Below are 18,295 nucleotides of genomic sequence, written 5' to 3' on the forward strand. Positions count from 1 at the left end.
CCACCGCCTTGTACCGGGCATCCGGAAAACTAGTCCTTCAGGGCCTTGCGCTGCAACAGCAGGGCCAGGATCAGGCACAGCGACGCGGCGCACAACAGGCCAAAGCCGTAATGGGGGTAGGAATAGGTGAAGAACTGGGCGACCTTGCCGTCGCCGAACACGGTCGGCATGAACGGCTTGACCGAGAACGCCGCCCAGGGATGCAGGTTATGGCCGAAATACCACAGCCATGCCGAGTAATCGATGACGAAGGCCGCCGGAATGACGATTCCCGACATCGGCAGGCCCCACCAGAACGGTCCGGCATAGAACAGGAAGGCGGCCAGCATGACCCCGACCAGGCCGAACAGGTACGGGGCGGCCATGATCTCCAGCTGGGCGCCTTTCTCGATGGGCTCCATGCCGATGTAATGATTGATGATGTTCATTTCCTCGACACAGTCCAGCCCGCCCTCCTCGTCACCCCAGGCGGCGGAGTGGCCGGGCTTCGGCGCGGCCTGCGAGGTACAGCCGTTGAACACGCCGTTGACGTGGAAATGGATACGGATGCCGTCGGGGAAGGTCTCGGCGGGATAGTTGGGGGCCTTCAGCGACACCCACCAGATCGGCGAGAAATAGGCTCCGCCGATCAGCAGCGCGGCGACCACGGTGAGGATTCGCACGATCGCGGGCTTGCTTGTGGTTCTGGTCATGGAAACCTCGATGGACATTCGGGAGGAGGCGGCGACCCGGCCATCGGCCGGATCGCGCCCAGTGTCCACGTTATATCAGGAAACGCTACTGGAAGTCAGGATTCTTCCAGCCCTTCGGCGCGGTCAGGTTGGCCGGCGGCTTCAGGCGCGAGGTATAATCCAGCACCGCCTTGGTGTCCCGGTCGGTGAAGGCCTGAATCTGCTTCATCATGTCGGGATTGGCGTTGCGGCGCTTGCCTTCCTTGATCCACTGGTACTGACGCACCAGGTAGTTGTAGTGCTGCCCCTGGATACGGGGATAGAACTTGTCGTTGTCGCCGGCGCCATCGACGCCGTGGCAGCGGGTGCAGTTCTCTTCGTACAGCTTCTTGCCGTGGGCCAGATCCTTGCCGTCGCCCACGCCGGGCTCGGGGTTCATGGGCAGCTTGGCCATGTAGGCGGCGACGTCGGCGATGGCCTGCGGCCCGCCGATCTGCGACGGCAGCGCGAACGGATACATGGTGGGATTGTCGCGGTTCAGGGCGCGGATGTCGGCCAGCTGCTTGATGGTGACCTTGGCGTGCTGCCCGGCCAGCTGCGGGAAGGTGCCGTCGGTCAGGCCCCAGCCTTCGGGCTGATGGCAGGCCGAGCACACCTCGTAGACCTCGCGGCCGTTGTTCAGGTCGGGCTTCAGGGTCAGGGCCGCGTCCTCCTCACCGCCGCCGGCGTGCCAGACATAGCCTTCCTCGCCCAGCGACTTGCCCTTGGTCGGCTTGACGTCGGCGGCATGGGCCGCGCCGCCCGCCAGCAGGGCCGAGACGGCGGCCGCGACGGCCAGGCTGTACTTGAATTTGAACATCGTCGTCAGTCTCCGAATGCGATCAAACTGGGGCGCACGATACCTCAATGGGCCGGCGCGTCACTTGACTGTGGACAAGCACCGGCGGCGCTGGTTCGGCTTATTTGACCGAGGACAAGTAATCCGCGATGGTGGCGATCTCGTCGTCGGTGACCAGATGCATCACCGGCTGCATGGCGTTGGATTTGCCGTTGGTGCGAACGCCGGTCTTGATGTCCTTGGTCTGGGCCAGGATATAGGCCTTGTCCTGGCCGGCGATGGCCGGATAGCCGGGCAGCGGCTTCTTGCCTTCCTTGCCGTGGCAGGCGACGCAGGTCTTGGTCAGGAACAGGGTCTTGCCGGGATGGGGGGCGCCGGCGGCGGGAGCGGCGGCGGCCGGCGGCTCCTTCAGGCTGGCGAGATAGTCGGCCAGCGCCTTCATTTCCGCATCGCTCAACTCATCGACGATCGGCTTCATGGTGTCGACGCTCTGGCCGTTCTTGCGGGCGCCGGACTTGATGTCCTTCATCTGATTGAAGGCGTATTCGGCGGTCTGGCCGGCCAGCTTGGGGAAGCCTTCCTGCAACGGGGTCTTGGCGTCCTCGCCGTGACAGGCGACGCAGCCCTTGTCGGTGAACAGCGCCTTGCCGTCGGCGGCCTGGGCCGGGGACAGGCAAGCCACTCCGAGACCGGCCGCCAGGGCCATGAAGGGAAGCTGCCGCATGACACTCTTGAACATGTCTGAACCTCGCAGGTTTAAAAACGATCGAAAGGCCGATACGCCTGATGCCGGACGTTCGACCCTGGGGTGGAGGGAAATCCGGGAGCGGGCAAGCCGCTCCCGGTCATTCCGATGATTCCGGCATCGGCGGGTCCCGGACCGGGACCCGCCTTCGTCGGTTTCCTTACTTCGCGGCCTCGACCTTCTTGGCGCCGTTCTGCTCCAGGAACGTCTTGGCGCGCAGACCGATGTCGGCGGCCTTGACCTGATACTGGAACCACTGCTCGGCCCACAGGAAGGCGGAGTTGTAATCGCCCTTGGCGGCGAACTCTTCCGACTTCTTCTTGTTCTGCTCGGCATAGCCGAGCTGCTCGGTGGCGTCCTCGACCATGGCGACCACGGGCGGGAAGTCCTTGAAGTTCACCGAGGTGATGTAACCGACGACGCTGTTGATGACGGCCTGGGTCTCGACATTGGCCTTCACGCGGGCGTCGTAGTCCTTCTGGGTGTAGGTCTGGCCTTCCTTGCCCTTCACGCCGGCATCCTTGTAGTTCGCCGGCTTGACGAGCAGATAGCCTTCCATTTCCAGATGCAGCGCCGAGCAGAACTCGGTGCAGTAGTAGGGATAGACGCCAGCCTTGTTGGCCTTGATGGTCGCCGAGGCGGTCTTGCCCGGCTCGACCGACAGGTTGACGTTGTGCTTGGACACGGCGAAGCCGTGGGTCTGGTCCTGGGCACGTTCGAGGTTGGTCAGGTGGATGGTGATCTCGTCGCCTTCATTGGCCTCGATGATCTCGGGCGTGATGTGCGAACGGATCAGGGTGCCGAACACCTCGACCTTGCCCGGCTTCCTGTCGACCCGCTCCTGACCGGGACGCACCGCGAACGGCGACTTCTTCTCGGTGCGGGAATCGGTGCCGAACGGATAGCGGATATTGGTCTTCAGCTTGCTGATGTCGATGGACACCGCGTAGTGGGGCTCGCCCAGCGGCAGCGGCATGTCGTAGAGCAGCTGCATCTTGTCGCCGCTGATGTCGATCAGCTGATGGTTCTGCGGATGCAGCGGGCCAACCTGGGCGAAGCGGTCGATGGCCAGCTTGTTCAGCGCGATCAGGTACTTGCCGGCCGGCTTGGCGGTGTCGCCCTGCATGGACATCAGGTGACCGATGTTGTAGTGGACCGACACCTTGTCCAGCACCTTGCCTTCGCAGTAATCCCACTTGGCGACCATGGAATCGACATAGAGCGAGGTGTAGGCGACGCAGGGCTTGGAATCGTACTGGGTGTGCAGCGGGCCAAGACCCAGGGCGACCTGCTTGTGGGCGACGTCGGCCAGGGCGATGATCGGAATGCCGTACTCGTCCTTGCCCTGGAACTTCTTGGCCTTCAGCGCCGCCTCGATCTTGGAGATGTCGTAGACGGTGGTGTGGCTGTCCAGCTTGCCCGAAACGGTCACGTACTTGCCGTCGGGAGTGACGTCGGCGCCATGCGGGCTCTTGGGCTCGGGGACGAGCACCAGGATGCCTTCCGCCACGGCGGTGTCCATGGTGATGACGGGATGGCCCTTGATCTTCTTGACCTTGCCGGCCTTGACCAACTCGGCGGCCTTCTTCCAGTTGATCACATGCAGGAAGTCGTGATCCTTGGCCGAGCAGCCGGCCTCGAACGGCGGGCGGCCGCGCTCGATGCCGCCGACATAGCGCTCGGTGCAGAACGAGTTGACGAAGGCCCAGCCGTCCGACGGACCCTTGCCGAAATCGGCCAGATCCTGGCTGTAGGGCGGCAGTTCGAGCGAGAACGAGTTCTCGGGCTCGATGCGGCCGTGCTCGCGGTTGAACTTCCAGAAGGTCACCGCGCCGCGATACTTGTCGTTGAACTGCTCCAGCGGGGCGAACTCGCCGCCCAGCGGCGCGGCGTACTGCGCCGGCTCGATGATGTAGTCGGTGTTGGGGCTGACGAAGGCGCCGCCGTGCTCGGACTGCATGATCGGGTTCTGGACGATCTGCTTGGTCTCGAAGTCGCGCAGGTCGATGACGGCGATGCGGGGCGTGTTCTTGTCGTTGATGAACAGCCACTGGCCGTCGGTCTCGCCGTTGGTCTCGGACAGGGCCGGATGGTGGGTGTCGCCCCACAGGATCGTGCGACCCTCGACATCGGAGCCCTGCTTCAGCACCGCCTTCGATTCGTCGTCGTAGCCGTATCCCTGCCAGGGCTCGGGAGTGAACACGCCGATATACTTCAGGATGCGCATGGACGGCACGCCGTAGACGATCACCTGACCGCTCTGGCCGCCCGAGCTGAACACCATGAACTCGTCCATCTTGCCGCTCGGGGTGTAGGTCTTGGCGGCCGCCAGGATGTCGTTCTCGGACAGGCCGCGACGCTTCATCACGTCCTGGAGCGACTCGGCCGAAGCGGCCCCCGCCGCCAAGGCGCAAAAGCTTACAGTGGCGAGCCAGCTCGCCAGCTTGCGGGACTTTGTCATCTTCCCCACCTTTTGAATTGTTGAAATACTAAAAATTAACCCAACCTTCGCCGGCCACCATGAGCGCGAAGGGGTAAAAAGGCCTTAACTTTCGTCAAGAAATGGCGGGTATATTCAGTCTTTGTGATCATGGCCCAGGCGCTAAGATGGGGCTTCCCCGATGGCGGGGACGGCGGCATCCTGTGCCGATGGCTGGACTGGGACGATTGGGGACCGACATGAAAACTTTGCTGATGGCCGCCGCGGCGCTGCTTGCCGCCGCCGCCGCCGCCCCGGCGTCTGCCGGCGAGCCCCCCCCGCGCGACGCGGCGGAGCGCGAGGTGGTGGGACGCTTCCTCCTGATGGACGTCAACGGCCGGCCCGTCACCGACCAGGCCTTCGCCGGCAAGATCCGCCTGATGACCTTCGGCTACACCTATTGCCCCGACATCTGTCCGACCGTGCTCAACACCCTGGCCGAGACCCTGGACAAGCTGGGTCCCGACCGCGACAAGGTCGCGACGGTGTTCATCAGCGTCGATCCCGAGCGCGACACCCCCGCCCATCTGAGGGATTACCTGACGTCGTTTCCCGGCATCACCGGCCTGACCGGCACGCCCGAGCAGATCGCCGCCACCGCCTACAACCTCAAGGCCCGCTACCAGAAGCAGCCGGCCGCCAACGGCGACCCGGCCGCCTACAGCGTCGACCACACCGCCTCCATCTACATCATGGACCGGGCCGGCAACTTCCTGGCCCGGCTGGCCCACATCTCTCCATCCGACCATGTGGTGGACCGGGTGCGGTCCTACCTTCATTCCGACAGGCCGGGAAGCCGGCCATGAACCGGCGGGCCTTCATCGCCGCCCTGGCGGCGGCCGGCCTCGCCCGGCCGGCCAGCGCCGCCCGCGCCGCCCAGGGACTGACCATCCATTCCGCGCCGAGGCCCCTGCCCGCCCTCGACATCCGCGACGGCAACGGCGCCAGCGCCGGACTCGACGGCTTGCGCGGCCAGGCGGTGCTGCTGAACCTGTGGGCCAGCTGGTGCCTGCCCTGCGTCGCCGAACTGCCGGCGCTGGACCGCCTGAAGCCCAAGGCCGAGGCCATGGGGGTCCGGGTGGTGGCGCTGTCGCTGGATCGCGGCGGCAAGGTCGCGGTGGTCAACACCTACGCCCGGCTGGGGATCAAGACGCTGGACATCCGCACGGACGAGGCCCGCGCCGCCGCCGAGAAGCTGGGCGCCAGCGTCCTGCCGGTCACCCTGCTGCTCGACAGCCAGGGCCGCGAGGTCGCCCGCTATGTGGGCGCCGCCGAGTGGGAAGGCCCGGTGGCCGCCCGGCTGCTGGACGCCCTGGCGGCCGGGCGGCCGCTGACCCCCGACATGGCGCCGCCGCTGGCCAAACTGACCGGACCGGCGCCCTAGAGCGTCGAGCCCTATATACGCCCCCCCAGGATCAGTGCTTCATGCCGGGTCCGTGCTGCATCATGGGGGCGGCGCCCATGGCGCCGGCGGCCAGCACCGGCACCTCGACCATGATCTTGCCGGCCCTCTCGAACACCAGGGTGACAGGCACCTTGACGCCTTCCTTCATCGGCTCGACAAGGCCCATGAACATGACGTGATCGCCGCCCGGCTTCAACTCGACGGTGCCGCTCTTGGGCACGGCGATGGCGTCGACCTTGCGCATCCGGAAGACCTCGCCGTCCTTGACGTGGGTGTGCAGTTCCACCGACTTGGAGATGGCGGCCTCGGCGGCGACCAGACGGTCGTCGCCGCCATGGTTGCGGATGGTGAGAAAGGCCGCCCCGTTGCCGCCAACCATGGGAGTGGCGCGCATGAACTGGCCGGACACCTCGATATCGGCGGCGGATACGGGCGACGCCAGCATCAGGACGGCGGCGGCGGCGGCAAGGATGATGTGCTTCATTCGGCTAAGGCTCCGGGCAAAACAGGTAGGGGGCAGGCTATCATTCCGATGCCCGACTGTCGCGAGTGGTGACGGCGTGGATGGATTTGCGGTGGCGTCACGCCACGGAATGCGGGGGCGCCCGGGCCAGATACCGGTGGGATGCGTGCTGATCGACCCGTGTCGAGACGCTCCGGGCGGCCAGAAGCGTTGCCGTACCTGCGGTGGGTAGCGTGAAGGTTGGGGACGGCAGCGTCCCTTTCGCCAGCGGAGCGGCCTGGCACACCAGGCAGCATCCGTGATGCTCGGCTTGCCGTTCCCCGTCCGACCCGGCGGGAGCCGCCGCGCGCGCGGCCTCACCGGATGGAGGGGAATGGCAGATGGCGGACTCGATCCCGAATGGGGTCCAGGGCATCTCGCCCCGGAAGGCGAGATCGAGGCCGGGAAGGAACCCCTGGAGCAGAAAGGCAGCCGCGAGCGCCCCGACCAGTCCCGGCCGGATCGACGGCCGGAGGGTGCGGAAACGCTTCATCATGGCTGACCGGAATCGGCCCAACTCGTTCCTCCTCGAATGTCCGGAAGACTCGCACATCCCGGACCGGAAAAGATTAACCGAAGTCAACCGGGCGCGTCAAATCGCCGGCGGCGGCACATTCAGCCGGTTGGTTGTACGCTTCCGATGCTGTAGTGTGGGCGCGTAACGTCCAGCGGATTGAAATGACGAAGTTGCGCCTAGCCGTCTTCGACGTCGACGGCACCCTAGTCGACAGCCAGCACAACATCGTCTCGGCCATGACCGAGGCGTGGAGCAGCCTCAATCTCGGCATTCCGCGCCCGGATCAGGTGCGGCGGATCATCGGTCTGTCGCTGGTGGAGGCCTGTTCCGTCCTGCTGCCCTGGGCGCCGTCGTCGCTGCACCGGGCGGTGGCCGAATCCTACAAGGAGGCCTTCCGCGCCATGCGGCTGCTGCCCGACACCATGGAGCCGCTGTTCCCCGGAGTGAGGGAAGCCCTCGACGTCCTCGAGGCCGAGGGCTGGCTGCTGGGCCTCGCCACCGGCAAGTCCCGGCGCGGAGTCGACGCCCTGCTGGACAGCCACGGGCTCAAGGGCCGCTTCATCACCATCCAGACCGCCGACGACCATCCCAGCAAGCCCAACCCCTCCATGCTGAAGCGGGCCGCCGAGGATTGCGGCCTCGATCCCGGCGACATGGTCATGATCGGCGACACCGCCTATGACATGGCCATGGCCGCCGCCGCCCGGACCGGCGCCGTGGGGGTGTCGTGGGGCTATCACTCGCTTGACGAGCTGCATCAGGCCGGCGCCCAGGTGGTGTTGGACACCTTCGACAACATCACCGAGGTGCTGGACGCCCTGGCCGGAGAGCGGGGATGAGGTTTTCCAGCGTGCTCAAGATCGTCGCCGCCCTGGTCCTGGCGGTGGCCGTGGCGCTGATCGCGGCGTCGAAATCGCTGGACAGCGCGGATTATCAGGCCTTCCTGGCCCGGGAGGTCGGCAGGGCCAGCGGCCTGGACCTGAGCTTTTCCGGCCCAACCAAGCTGAAGCTGGGCCTTCGTCCCCAGCTCAGTTTCACCGGCCTGTCGCTGAGCCGCCCCGGCAGCGGCCTGCCGCTGCTCTATATCGACCGCATCGAGGCCCGGGTGGCGCTGCTGCCGCTGATGTTCCGGGAATTGCGGATCGAAAGCGCGACACTCCAGCGTCCGATCCTGCGGCCCGAGACCATGCCCCGCCCCGGCGGCGGCCTTGATCTGATCCGCCCTGCCGACAAGGTCCCGTCCACCCGCCTGGCGGTGGCGGACATCGTCGTCGAGGACGCCGCCATCGTCTGGCGCGAATCCGAACCCCACATCGACGTCGTCCGTGCCCGCATCCGGCCGGAAAGCGTGGAGGGCGGGCCGCTGTCGCTGATGGCGGAGGGCCGCTGGAACGGCAACGCCTTCGAGATTTCCGGAACCCTGGGCCCCGCCGCCGCCCTGCTGGACGCCAAGCCCTATCCGCTTCGGCTCAAGGGATCGGCCAGCGGCGCCGTGGTGGTGGTCCGGGGACAGGTCGCCGAGCCGCTGGCCGGCAAGGGCATCGACCTCGACGTCAAGGCCCAGGGCGACGAGCTCGCCGAACTGCTGAAGCGGGCTGGATCGGATCTGGGCGATCGCATCGCCGCCATCGGCCCCTACAAGCTGTCGGCTAGGCTGTCGGACGCCCAGGGAAGCCTCGGCCTTACCGACATCGACGCGGTGATGGGGCGTCGCGACAGCCTGTTGCTCAGCGTCAAGGGCTCGGCGCGATCCCTGACCCGGACCGCCGGCCTTGATCTCGCCCTGGTTGCCGAGGCCGATGGAACCGGCGCCCTCTTCCGACTCTTGGGAATTGATCCGCCGGCGGCCGGACCGGTCAAGCTGGCGGCGCGGCTGTCCGACATCGACAACGGCTGGCATCTTGCCGGCATCAAGGGCGCCATAGGCCGCAACGACGTCGCCGGCGACCTGTCGCTGGTCCAGGCCGGCCGGCCGCGCCTGTCCGGACGTCTGGCCCTGTCAAGCCTGACCCCGGCCGAGATCAGCCTGCCCCCCGCCCTCCGGGGGACCGAGGCCAACCCGCTGGTTCCCCTGCGCCCCGCCATTCCGGTGGTGGACGGGCGCATCTTGTCGCTGGATCTGCTGCCATTCGAGGCGCTGAAGGCCTTCGATCTCGATCTGTCGCTGAGCGTCGCCCGCCTTCACCTGGGCGGCATGGTCCTGTCCGATACCACCGCCCATCTCCGCCTCGACGCGGCCCGGCTGACGGTGGGGGAATTCTCGGCCCGGCTGGGCGAGGGCAGCCTGAAGGGCGAAGCCCGCGTCGACGCGGCCGCGCGCGTCCCCTCCGTCGCCCTGCGCCTGGCCGGAATCGGCCTCGATTTCGCCCGATTGGGAGGCGCGGGACCGGTGACCGGCGGGCGCGGCGACCTGGTCCTGGACATCAGGAGCGCCGGCGCCAGCCCCCGCGTCCTGGCCGGCAACCTGGAGGGCAGCCTCTCCCTGGTCCTCGGCCAGGCCACCCTGTCGCGCGGCGGGACCGACCTGCCTTTCCAGGTCATCGCGGCCCTGGACGCCGACGCCGAGGAACCGCTGCTGCTGCGCTGCGCCGCGCTGAACCTGTCCGTCAAGGACGGGCTGATCAACGCCGACCGGGGCATCGCCGTCGAGACCATCCGCACCGCCATCATGGGATCGGGCCGCATCGACCTGCGCACCGAAACCATCGATCTCGCCTTAGCGCCGCGCGGCGGACCGGGGCTGAGGCTGCGCGGCATGCTGGGCGCCCCGACGCCCGACGCCAACGGGCCGCCGGTCAAGCCCTCGGGCGAGGCGGCGCCCTGCGCCGCCGTCGCCAAAAGTTCCCGATAACCCGGAGTCAGTCTTGTCGAAATCCTTCAAGCGCGTCTATGCCAGGGCCGATATCTCGGCCGCCGGCCACGGCCATGCGATCCATCTCGACGGAAAGCCGGTCAAGACTCCGGGCGGACGGGTGCTGGCGGTTCCCACCGCCGCCCTGGCCGAAGCCGTAGCCGCCGAATGGAACGCCCAGGGCGAAGTGGTGATACCCGCCACCATGCCGCTGACCCAATTGGTCAGCACCGCCCTGGACCGGGTGGAGCCCGACCGCGACCATATCATCGCCGAACTGATGAAATACGCCGGCACCGATCTGCTGTGCTACCGGGCGGAAATCCCAACCGATCTGGCCGAACGCCAGACCCGCGAATGGCAGCCGCTGCTGGACTGGGCGACGCTGGCGCTCGACGCCCCCCTGACCACCACCACCGCCATGCTGGCCATCCACCAGCCGCCCGGCGCCCTGGCGGCGCTGAGGCGCATCCTGGAGCACGCCGATCCGTGGCGGCTGACCGCCGTCCAGTCGGCCACCGCCGTCATGGGATCGCTGATTCTGGCCCTGGCCCTCGCCGAGGGACGCCTGACCGCCGAACAGGCGTTCGCCCTGTCGCAACTGGACGAAACCTACCAGATCGAACAGTGGGGCCAGGACGAGGAAGCCGCCGAACGCCACGCCGAACTGCGCCGCGACGTCGCCGCCGCCGCCCGCCTGCTGGAACTGCTCGCCGTCTGATGCTAATCCGTCCGACCTGTGCTAGATCGGTGGCGGCCGGCGTGCTTCGGTGCAATATTACAAGAACATAATAATCAAGATGGAGCGGGAGAAGGCATGAATTCGGCAAGGACCGAGGAGGGGGGCAGGAGCGGGCGCGTCTTCCTGGTGGGGGCGGGGCCGGGCGATCCCGACCTGCTGACGGTCAAGGCGGCCCGGCTGATCGGCTCGGCCGGACTGGTGGTCTACGACCGGCTGGTCAGTCCCGAGATCATGGCGCTGATCCCGCCCGAGGCCGAGCGCGTCTATGCCGGCAAGGCGCTGGGGCACCATCACCTCGTCCAGGACGAGATCAACGACCTGCTGGTGCGGCTCGCCCGGACCGGCCGCGACGTGGTGCGGCTAAAGGGCGGCGATTCCTTCGTGTTCGGACGCGGCAGCGAGGAGGCGCTGCATCTGGCCATGAACGGTATCGCCTTCGAGGTAGTACCCGGCATCAGCGCCGCCGCCGGCTGTTCCAGCTATGCCGGCATTCCGCTGACCCATCGGGGACTGGCCACCGGCGTCCAGTTCGTTCCCGGCCATCTGCGCGAGGGGCATCGCCTGGATCTCAACTGGGACAAGCTGGCCGATCCCGACACCACCCTGGTGATCTACATGGGGCTGCAATCGCTGCCCGAGACCACCGCCGAACTGGTCGCCGCCGGCCTGCCGGCCGAAACCCCCGCCGCCGCCATCGAGAACGGCACCACGCCGCGCCAACGCCGGGTGCTGGGCACCCTGGCCGATCTGGCCGAGCGGACCCGCGCCGCCGGATTGCAGGCGCCGACCCTGATCGTCATCGGCCGGGTGGTGGCGCTGGCCGACCGGCTCGACTGGTTTGCTCCGCCGATGGCGGAGGTTCCCACGCCATGACCGGCACGGCGCTGGTCCTGGTCGGGCACGGATCGACCCGCCATCCCGACGGCGCCGCGCCGATCCTGGCCCTGGCCGAGGACATCCGCCGCCGCCGGCTGTTCGCCGAGGTGGCGGCGGTGTTCATGAAGCAGGCCCCGCCGCTGGCGGCGGCCGAAACCATGGTCGGGGCCGCCCGTTTGGTGGTGGTGCCGGTCTTCGCCGGCAAGGGCTATTACACCGACGAATTGATCCCCCGCGAGATGCGGCTGACCGGCCGGGTGACCGAGCGGGACGGCCGCCGCATCCTCTACACCGAGGCGGCGGGAACCCATCCCCGCATTCCGGCGCTGCTGCGGGGGCGTGCCGAGGCGGTCGCGGCCGCCGCCGGCTTCATCGCCCGGGACAGCACATTGCTGCTGATCGCCCACGGCTCGTCCCGCCCCGGCGGGGCCGGCGAGACTCCCAGGGCCATCGCCGCCGCCCTGGATGGATTCAAGGAGGTTGTGCTGGTGTTCCTGGAACAGGAGCCGCTGGCGACCCGTTGGCGCGATCTGGTCAAGTGCCGCGACGTGGTGGCCCTGCCGCTGCTGGTGGCCCAGGGCATGCACGCCAGCCGCGACATTCCGCCGCTGTTCGGCCTGAACGACGGCGAGACCGGCCCCAAGGACTGCCATGGGCATCGGGTGGCACTGGGTGGCGGGCTTGGTGCCGAGCCGGCCCTGGTGGAGGTCATCCTGGAAATGGCCAACGCCGCGCTATCGCAGGACGCGCAGCAGGGCCTTTAGCCGCCCCATGGTCTCGGCATCGGGGTGGCCGTCCACCTTCCACGGCCGGAAGTGGCGCTGAAAGGCGGTCACCGCCGCCTTGGGGTCCCAGATGTCGTAGCCGACATGGGCAAGCCCGGCCAGAATTACATGCTCAGGCGGCAGGCCGGACGGTTCGCCGCACGGCCACAGGCCGATGCCATGCGTCTCCGCCAGTTCCTTCCACGGGAACATCTCGCCGGGGTCCTGCTTGCGGGTGGGCGCGACGTCGGAATGGCCGACCACGTTGCGGGCGGGAATGGCATGGCGGCCCAGGATATCGTGGACCAGTTCCACCAGCGCGGCGATTTGCGCCTCGGGAAAGGCGCGGTAGCCGAATTCGTGGCCGGGATTGACCAGTTCGATGCCGATGGAGCGGGCATTGACGTCGGTCTCGCCGCGCCAGAACGACGCCCCGGCATGCCACGCCCGCGCGGCCTCGTCGACCAGGGCGAGGACGCGGCCGTCCTCCTCGATCAGGTAATGGGCGCTGACCTCGGCCGCCGGGTCGCACAGCCGCGCCAGGGCGGCGGCGGCGTCCGGCATGCCGGTATAGTGGATCACCAGCATGTCGACGGGGCCGGCCGAGCGTGGGCCGAAATTGGGCGAGGGATGATGAAACGGAATCATGCCTTCTCCTTGGCCTTGTCGTCGGACAGCAGTTGAATCACCGCCACGCCGGCGATGGTCAGGCCGCAGCCCAGCAGCTTGTGCCAGGTCAGCGGCTCGCCCAGCAGCATGACGCCGCCGACCAGCCCGACGCCCGGCCCCAGCAGGGTGAACGGCACCACCCGGTTCAGCGAATGGCGCGCCATCAACCTGTACCACAGGGTATAGGCGATCAGGGTCGATCCGATGACGGTATAGGCCAGCCCGGCCCACCCGGCCGGTCCGGTCGCCCGGATGCCCTCGATCTGGCCGGTCTCCAGAAACACCGACAGCGCCAGCAGCATCGGAAACGAGAACAGCGCCACCCAGCCGTTGATCGCCAGCGGGTCGATGTCGCCGATGCGCTTGATCATGACGTTGGAAACCGCCCAGCAGGTGATGCTGGCGGTCATGACCAGCAGGGGGATCGGGCTGGCCAGATGGGGTTCGCCGGCCAGGATGGCGACGCCGGCGAAGGCCACCGCCATACCGGCGGCCCGCGCCCAGCCCAGCGCCTCGCGATAGGCCAGCCAGGCGACCAGGGCGCTCATGGGGGTGGAAAGCTGGACCGCGATGCCGGCGCTGGCGGAATCCATGCCGCCGACCGCCACGAACAGCAGGCCGAAATGACCGATTCCCAGCACCACCGACAGGGCCAGGATGGCCGCCATCTGATCGCGGCGCGGCCGGAAGAACGGCACCAGCACCAGCGCCACCACGGCGAAGCGCATGCCGGTCAGCAGAAAGGGCGGCAGGGTGCCGACCGCCATCTTGACCGCCACCACGTTGCCGCCCCACAGCAGCGACACCGCCAGGGCGGCGAACCAGTCGAAGGCGGTGAAGCGGGTCATGTTCCGGAGATGCGGGCGGGATGCCCGCGCTCCAGGACGGCGGCCGGGACCGGAGCGCGGGCATCTTGCCCGCACGAAACATGGCGAGTGCGGACGGGTGTCATTTCCCCGCCGCTTCCTCGCGCTTGGCCTCCAGTTCCAGCCAGCGTTCCTCGGCGGCGTCCAGCTCGGCACGGGCGGCATCGGCGCGGGTGGCGGTCTTCTGGAAGCGGGCGGGATCGCGGGAATACAGCGCCGGGTCGGACAGTTCCTTTTCCAGCCTGGCGATCTCGGCGCCCAGGGCGTCGATCCTGCCGGGCAACTGCTCCAGCTCGCGGGCTTCGTTGTAGGACAGACGGTTGCGCGGGCTCTGCGGCTTGGGGGCGGCCACCGGCTTGGCGGCCGGCTTGGGGGCGGCCTTGTCGTCCGGGGCCGGGCGCTGGTTCAGGTAGTCGGTGTAGCCTCCGGCGTATTCCCTGACCTCGCCGTCGCCTTCCACAGCGATGACGCTGGTCACCAGCCGGTCGAGGAAGTCGCGGTCGTGGCTGACCACCAGCAAGGTGCCGTCGTAATCGGCCAGCACCTCCTCCAGCAGGTCGAGGGTGTCCATGTCGAGGTCGTTGGTGGGCTCGTCCAGGATCAGCAGGTTGGACGGCTTGGCCAGCAGCTTGGCCAGCAGCAGGCGGTTGCGCTCGCCGCCCGACAGCGCCTTGACCGGGGTGCGGGCCTGGGCCTCGGAGAACAGGAACTCCTTCATATAGCCGACCACATGCTGGGGGCGGCCGCGCACCCAGACATTGTCGCCGCGCCCGTCGGTCAGGGTGTCCCAGACGCTGGTCTCGGGATCGAGGGCGGCGCGGCGCTGGTCGAAATAGGCGGGCTCCAGATTGGTTCCCAGCCGGACCGAGCCGCCGTCAGGCTCGATCTCGCCGGTCAGCATGCGCAGCAAGGTGGTCTTGCCGGCGCCGTTGGGGCCGATCAGGCCGACCCGGTCGCCGCGCAGGATGCGGGTGGAAAAGCCGTCGGCGATGACCTTGTCGGCGAAGCGCTTGCTCACCGCCTTGGCCTCGATCACCAGACGCCCCGACAGATCGCCCGATTCGGCGGCCAGGGCGACGCGGCGGCCGCTGACCAGGATGGCGTTCTTGGCCTCCGCCCGCTCCTTGCGCAGGGCGTGCAGCGCGTGCAGGCGGCCCATGTTGCGCTTGCGCCGGCCGGTGACGCCCCTGGACAGCCAGTGCAGTTCCTGGCGCATGTGGGTGTTCATGCGCGCCAGCTCGGCCTCCTCGGCGGCGTAGACCTCCTCCTGCCAGGCGGGAAAGCGCGAGAACCCCCATTCGGCGCGGCGGACCACGCCGCGTTCCAGCCACAGCGTCTGCCTCGACACCGTCTCCAGGAAGCGTCGGTCGTGGCTGATGGTGACCAGGGCGCCGCCAAAGGCGTTCAGCCAGTCCTCCAGCCACAAGATGGTGGGCAGGTCCAGGTGGTTGGTGGGCTCGTCCAGCAGCAGCACGTCGGGCCGGGCCACCAGGGCGCGGGCCAGGGCGGCGCGCCGGCCCTCGCCGCCCGACAGCGCCACCGGATCGCGGGCGCCGTCGATGCCGATGGCGTCCAGCACCGTCTCGACCCGGAAGATCTGGTCGCGTTCATCCGGCGGCAATCCCTGGGCGACGTAATCGGCGACGCTGGGGGCGATGATGATGGGGTCCTGCGGCAAGGTGGCGACGCGGGTGCCGGGCTGGACGAAGCGTTCACCGGAATCGGGGGCGATATCGCCGGCCATCACCTTCAGCAAGGTCGACTTGCCCGATCCGTTGCGGCCGACCAGACAGGTCTTGTCGCCCCGCCCGATCCAGGTGGTGACCCCTTCGAACAGCGGCTTGCCGCCGAAGGTGAGGCGAACGTCCTTGAGCGCGAGGAGAGGAGGGGAAGCCATGGCCGATGGCTACACCCAAGCCGCGCCGGAGTCAAACCGCCAGGAAGGGGAGAGACTGGCGCGCCCTGCTGGATTCGAACCAGCGACCTGCCGCTTAGAAGGCGGCTGCTCTATCCAACTGAGCTAAGGGCGCCATGTGCCGAGGGACTACCTAGCATCACTTGCAAGCCGGCGGCAATATGCCCTGAGGGCAAGGCGGCCTCGCAAGATCGGCTTTCGGTCAAGCGACGACGCAACCGGGCGGCAGGGTGACGGTGACGGTGGTGCCCCGGCCCAGCACGCTTTCCACCGCCAGCGTCCCCCCCAGCGATTCGGCCAGATGCTTGCTGAGCGGCAGCCCCAGTCCGGTCCCCTCGTATTTGCGGGCCAGCCGGCTGTCCACCTGTCCAAACAGGGTCAGGGCCTTGACGATGCCGTCGGCGTCCATGCCGATGCCGGTGTCCGAGACCACGAAGCAGACGCCGCCATCGGGCGTTCCCGCCACTTTCAGCATGATGGAGCCGCCCTCGGGGGTGAACTTGACGGCGTTGCCCAGCAGATTGATGAGGATCTGCTTGACCCGGCGCCGGTCGATCACCAGACGGGAGGGCGACGGCGCCAGATCGACGGCAAGGCTGAGATTGCGTTTTTCGGCGCGCACCTGAATCTTGCACATCAGACTCCAATACCGCGCCAGCGGTTTCGTTCAATCAGCCGTTCGGTGGACAGCACCAGCGCGGCGATGTCGATCTCCTCCGGGTGCAGGGTCAGCTTGCCGGCCTCGACCGCCGAGATATCCAGGATGTCGTTGATGATTTCCAGAAGATGGGCGCCGGATTCATAGATGCTCGACGCATAATCGCGATAGCGGGGCGGGCAATCGCCATCCAGCGAATTCATGGTGATCATCTCGGAAAATCCGAGGATGGCGTTAAGCGGGGTGCGCAATTCGTGGCTCATGGTGGCCAGGAATTCGGACTTGGCGCGGGTGGCCTCGTCGGCCAGGCGCTTGGCGTTGCGCAGTTCGGTCTCGGTGCGGGTCCGCTCGGTGACGTCGATCAGCACGCCGATCTGGCCGTAGATCCCCTCCCCCGGCTTGTCGAAGCGGATCTTGGTCACCACCACCATGCGCTGCTCGTCCTCGGCGACGCTCAAGGTCGCCTCGTAGATATTCTCCTCCAGCCCGTCGCGGTCGCCCATGGCCAGACGTTCCGCGCTTTCCGGCGGCAGGACGTCGTGCCAGCGGCGCCCCAGCGTCACCAGGGGATCAAGCCCGAAAAAGCGGAACAGCGCCGAGTTGGCCCGCTGGATGGCGCCGTCGGTGTCGACCAGGAAGATCGGCAGGGGAACCGTGTTGATCAGCTTTTCCAGGAACTCGCGCTCGTGCTGCAAGGCGTCCTGCGCCTTCTTGCGGTCGGTGATGTCGCGGATAACGCCGACGGTGCCGACATAATTGCGCCGCGCCTCCGAGCCCTCGCCATACAATCCCGAGGAACTGATCTCGACCACCAGCGGCGAATGGGACAGCGGCTTGACCTCGCCGTGCTGGACCGTGACGCCGGACTTGGTCTTCAGCCGCACCTCCAGCCCGGCGGTCATGCGCTGCCCCGAACGGCGCTCGTCGAACAGCTTGGGCGGCACCGGCGGCAACAGCCCGGCATCCCGGCGCCTTGCCACCGCGTCCTGCCAGCTGACGGCCTGAACCTCGGTGGGGGTGATGATCTCGCTGAAATGGGTGCCGATCAGTTCGCCGCGATGATAGCCCAGCCGCTCGATAGCGCTGTTGAGGAAGCTGAAGCGTCCCTCTGAATCCAGCCGGTAGACGATGTCCGGCACCGTCTCGACCAGGCTGCGGAATCGCTCCTCCGACATCTTCAGACTGTCCAGGCTGGACGCCAGCTTGGCGTTGATGTCGTTCAGCTCGCGCTGCTTCTGCTCCAAGATCTTCATCTGCGCCAGCGAGTGTTCGTAGGTGGAGATGAACATGTCCAGGATATGCTTGCGGCTGGCGGTGATGACGTGCTTCTGGCCGTTGAAGATGAATTCGATGGCCTGCCCGGAATCCTCGTCATCGCCCTGCGGCAATTCCCGCATGGCAAGCAGGGTCCTGATCTTGCGAAGCAGGAACCCCTCCTCGTAGGGCTTGGTGATATAGCCGTCGGCGCGGGCCTCCAGCCCGTGGATGATGTCGTCCGGATTGCTGAGATCGGTCAGCAGCAGGATGGGAATCAGCCGCAGACCGGCATCGGCCTTGGCCTTCGAGCAAAACTCGAAGCCGCCCATGATCGGCATGGTGATGTCGCTGATCACCAGGTCGGGCTTGTGGATATGCGCCATCTCCAGCGCCTGGAGACCGTTATTGGCGATGGTCACCCGGTAGCCGTTCTCGGACAGCAGGTATTCCAGGCTGAAGGCCTGGGTCATGCTGTCCTCGACGATCAGGACATGCGGAGCCGCCCCACTCACGCGAGCGCCCCACACGTCATGTACGCCC

The 18,295-nt window shown here is 67.4% G+C and carries 17 protein-coding genes and 1 tRNA gene; 7 read left to right on the forward strand and 11 right to left on the reverse strand.

The window, feature by feature from the left end; all coding sequences use genetic code 11:
- Nucleotides 1-29 precede the first annotated feature (29 nt).
- The 4 genes from MTBSS4_RS04945 to nosZ form a co-directional block, all read right to left on the reverse strand.
- The gene (locus MTBSS4_RS04945) at nucleotides 30-692 is read right to left on the reverse strand and encodes a hypothetical protein (RefSeq protein WP_173982288.1); all 663 of its coding nucleotides are present in this window, start codon (nucleotides 690-692) and stop codon (nucleotides 30-32) included.
- A gap of 85 nt (nucleotides 693-777) precedes the next feature.
- Nucleotides 778-1,530 (reverse strand): c-type cytochrome, encoded by a 753-nt coding sequence (locus MTBSS4_RS04950; protein ID WP_173982289.1) that lies wholly within the window; start codon nucleotides 1,528-1,530, stop codon nucleotides 778-780.
- A 100-nt stretch (nucleotides 1,531-1,630) separates the two neighbouring features.
- Entirely contained in the window at nucleotides 1,631-2,248 is a 618-nt protein-coding gene (locus tag MTBSS4_RS04955) for a cytochrome c (RefSeq protein ID WP_173982290.1), read from the reverse strand.
- 166 nt (nucleotides 2,249-2,414) lie between these two features.
- Nucleotides 2,415-4,715 (reverse strand): Sec-dependent nitrous-oxide reductase, encoded by a 2,301-nt coding sequence (nosZ, locus tag MTBSS4_RS04960; protein ID WP_173982291.1) that lies wholly within the window; start codon nucleotides 4,713-4,715, stop codon nucleotides 2,415-2,417.
- Between the two features lie 218 nt (nucleotides 4,716-4,933).
- On the opposite strand from nosZ, the gene MTBSS4_RS04965 reads away from it, so the two are divergent.
- Together MTBSS4_RS04965 and MTBSS4_RS04970 are read left to right on the forward strand one after the other, a co-directional pair.
- Nucleotides 4,934-5,539, forward strand: coding sequence for an SCO family protein (locus MTBSS4_RS04965; RefSeq protein ID WP_254432384.1), 606 nt, complete (start codon nucleotides 4,934-4,936; stop codon nucleotides 5,537-5,539).
- Entirely contained in the window at nucleotides 5,536-6,117 is a 582-nt protein-coding gene (locus tag MTBSS4_RS04970) for a TlpA disulfide reductase family protein (protein ID WP_173982293.1), read from the forward strand. The genes MTBSS4_RS04965 and MTBSS4_RS04970 overlap by 4 nt, the downstream gene beginning before the upstream one ends.
- A 31-nt stretch (nucleotides 6,118-6,148) precedes the next feature.
- On the opposite strand, the gene MTBSS4_RS04975 is transcribed toward MTBSS4_RS04970, so the two are convergent.
- Nucleotides 6,149-6,622, reverse strand: coding sequence for a copper chaperone PCu(A)C (locus MTBSS4_RS04975; RefSeq protein ID WP_173982294.1), 474 nt, complete (start codon nucleotides 6,620-6,622; stop codon nucleotides 6,149-6,151).
- A 696-nt stretch (nucleotides 6,623-7,318) separates the two neighbouring features.
- On the opposite strand from MTBSS4_RS04975, the gene MTBSS4_RS04980 reads away from it, so the two are divergent.
- The 5 genes from MTBSS4_RS04980 to MTBSS4_RS05000 all read left to right on the forward strand — a co-directional run bounded on the left by MTBSS4_RS04980 (nucleotide 7,319) and on the right by MTBSS4_RS05000 (nucleotide 12,390).
- Nucleotides 7,319-7,996 carry an HAD family hydrolase gene (locus MTBSS4_RS04980; RefSeq protein ID WP_173982295.1) on the forward strand — a complete coding sequence of 226 codons (678 nt, stop codon included), beginning with the start codon at nucleotides 7,319-7,321 and terminating at the stop codon, nucleotides 7,994-7,996.
- Nucleotides 7,993-10,008: an AsmA family protein gene (locus tag MTBSS4_RS04985; RefSeq protein WP_173982296.1), complete on the forward strand. Its 2,016-nt coding sequence runs from the start codon at nucleotides 7,993-7,995 to the stop codon at nucleotides 10,006-10,008. The genes MTBSS4_RS04980 and MTBSS4_RS04985 overlap by 4 nt, the downstream gene beginning before the upstream one ends.
- Nucleotides 10,009-10,021: 13 nt before the next feature.
- The gene (locus MTBSS4_RS04990; protein WP_173982297.1) at nucleotides 10,022-10,729 is read left to right on the forward strand and encodes an ATP12 family chaperone protein; all 708 of its coding nucleotides are present in this window, start codon (nucleotides 10,022-10,024) and stop codon (nucleotides 10,727-10,729) included.
- A 96-nt stretch (nucleotides 10,730-10,825) separates the two neighbouring features.
- Nucleotides 10,826-11,623 (forward strand): uroporphyrinogen-III C-methyltransferase, encoded by a 798-nt coding sequence (gene cobA / locus MTBSS4_RS04995; protein ID WP_173982298.1) that lies wholly within the window; start codon nucleotides 10,826-10,828, stop codon nucleotides 11,621-11,623.
- Nucleotides 11,620-12,390, forward strand: a complete 771-nt coding sequence (locus MTBSS4_RS05000; protein WP_173982299.1) for a CbiX/SirB N-terminal domain-containing protein — start codon at nucleotides 11,620-11,622, stop codon at nucleotides 12,388-12,390. The genes cobA and MTBSS4_RS05000 overlap by 4 nt, the downstream gene beginning before the upstream one ends.
- On the opposite strand, the gene MTBSS4_RS05005 is transcribed toward MTBSS4_RS05000, so the two are convergent.
- The 6 genes from MTBSS4_RS05005 to MTBSS4_RS05030 form a co-directional block, all read right to left on the reverse strand.
- Nucleotides 12,361-13,038, reverse strand: coding sequence for an N-acetylmuramoyl-L-alanine amidase (locus tag MTBSS4_RS05005; protein ID WP_173982300.1), 678 nt, complete (start codon nucleotides 13,036-13,038; stop codon nucleotides 12,361-12,363). The two genes, MTBSS4_RS05000 and MTBSS4_RS05005, sit on opposite strands and share 30 nt — an antisense overlap.
- Complete coding sequence (locus MTBSS4_RS05010) at nucleotides 13,035-13,907, reverse strand: DMT family transporter (protein ID WP_173982301.1); 873 nt, start codon at nucleotides 13,905-13,907, stop codon at nucleotides 13,035-13,037. Before MTBSS4_RS05010 ends, MTBSS4_RS05005 begins: the two co-directional genes overlap by 4 nt.
- A gap of 100 nt (nucleotides 13,908-14,007) precedes the next feature.
- Nucleotides 14,008-15,822, reverse strand: a complete 1,815-nt coding sequence (locus tag MTBSS4_RS05015; RefSeq protein WP_173982302.1) for an ATP-binding cassette domain-containing protein — start codon at nucleotides 15,820-15,822, stop codon at nucleotides 14,008-14,010.
- Between the two features lie 56 nt (nucleotides 15,823-15,878).
- Nucleotides 15,879-15,955, reverse strand: a tRNA-Arg gene (locus tag MTBSS4_RS05020).
- Between the two features lie 87 nt (nucleotides 15,956-16,042).
- Nucleotides 16,043-16,477 (reverse strand): HAMP domain-containing sensor histidine kinase, encoded by a 435-nt coding sequence (locus tag MTBSS4_RS05025; protein ID WP_173982303.1) that lies wholly within the window; start codon nucleotides 16,475-16,477, stop codon nucleotides 16,043-16,045.
- Entirely contained in the window at nucleotides 16,477-18,267 is a 1,791-nt protein-coding gene (locus tag MTBSS4_RS05030) for a PAS domain S-box protein (protein ID WP_173982304.1), read from the reverse strand. Before MTBSS4_RS05030 ends, MTBSS4_RS05025 begins: the two co-directional genes overlap by 1 nt.
- Nucleotides 18,268-18,295: the final 28 nt, after the last annotated feature.

It is taken from the genome of Magnetospirillum sp. SS-4, assembly GCF_902729425.1.
Lineage (GTDB): Bacteria > Pseudomonadota > Alphaproteobacteria > Rhodospirillales > Magnetospirillaceae > Phaeospirillum.

What these genes read in the sequence shown, in the direction of transcription:
- MTBSS4_RS04945 (WP_173982288.1), bottom strand. Translation starts at nt 692, where the DNA reads ATGACCAGAACCACAAGCAAGCCCGCGATCGTGCGAATCCTCACCGTG.
- MTBSS4_RS04950 (WP_173982289.1), bottom strand. Translation starts at nt 1,530, where the DNA reads ATGTTCAAATTCAAGTACAGCCTGGCCGTCGCGGCCGCCGTCTCGGCC.
- MTBSS4_RS04955 (WP_173982290.1), bottom strand. Translation starts at nt 2,248, where the DNA reads ATGTTCAAGAGTGTCATGCGGCAGCTTCCCTTCATGGCCCTGGCGGCC.
- nosZ (WP_173982291.1), bottom strand. Translation starts at nt 4,715, where the DNA reads ATGACAAAGTCCCGCAAGCTGGCGAGCTGGCTCGCCACTGTAAGCTTT.
- MTBSS4_RS04965 (WP_254432384.1), top strand. Translation starts at nt 4,934, where the DNA reads ATGAAAACTTTGCTGATGGCCGCCGCGGCGCTGCTTGCCGCCGCCGCC.
- MTBSS4_RS04970 (WP_173982293.1), top strand. Translation starts at nt 5,536, where the DNA reads ATGAACCGGCGGGCCTTCATCGCCGCCCTGGCGGCGGCCGGCCTCGCC.
- MTBSS4_RS04975 (WP_173982294.1), bottom strand. Translation starts at nt 6,622, where the DNA reads ATGAAGCACATCATCCTTGCCGCCGCCGCCGCCGTCCTGATGCTGGCG.
- MTBSS4_RS04980 (WP_173982295.1), top strand. Translation starts at nt 7,319, where the DNA reads ATGACGAAGTTGCGCCTAGCCGTCTTCGACGTCGACGGCACCCTAGTC.
- MTBSS4_RS04985 (WP_173982296.1), top strand. Translation starts at nt 7,993, where the DNA reads ATGAGGTTTTCCAGCGTGCTCAAGATCGTCGCCGCCCTGGTCCTGGCG.
- cobA (WP_173982298.1), top strand. Translation starts at nt 10,826, where the DNA reads ATGAATTCGGCAAGGACCGAGGAGGGGGGCAGGAGCGGGCGCGTCTTC.
- MTBSS4_RS05000 (WP_173982299.1), top strand. Translation starts at nt 11,620, where the DNA reads ATGACCGGCACGGCGCTGGTCCTGGTCGGGCACGGATCGACCCGCCAT.
- MTBSS4_RS05005 (WP_173982300.1), bottom strand. Translation starts at nt 13,038, where the DNA reads ATGATTCCGTTTCATCATCCCTCGCCCAATTTCGGCCCACGCTCGGCC.
- MTBSS4_RS05010 (WP_173982301.1), bottom strand. Translation starts at nt 13,907, where the DNA reads ATGACCCGCTTCACCGCCTTCGACTGGTTCGCCGCCCTGGCGGTGTCG.
- MTBSS4_RS05015 (WP_173982302.1), bottom strand. Translation starts at nt 15,822, where the DNA reads ATGGCTTCCCCTCCTCTCCTCGCGCTCAAGGACGTTCGCCTCACCTTC.
- MTBSS4_RS05025 (WP_173982303.1), bottom strand. Translation starts at nt 16,477, where the DNA reads ATGTGCAAGATTCAGGTGCGCGCCGAAAAACGCAATCTCAGCCTTGCC.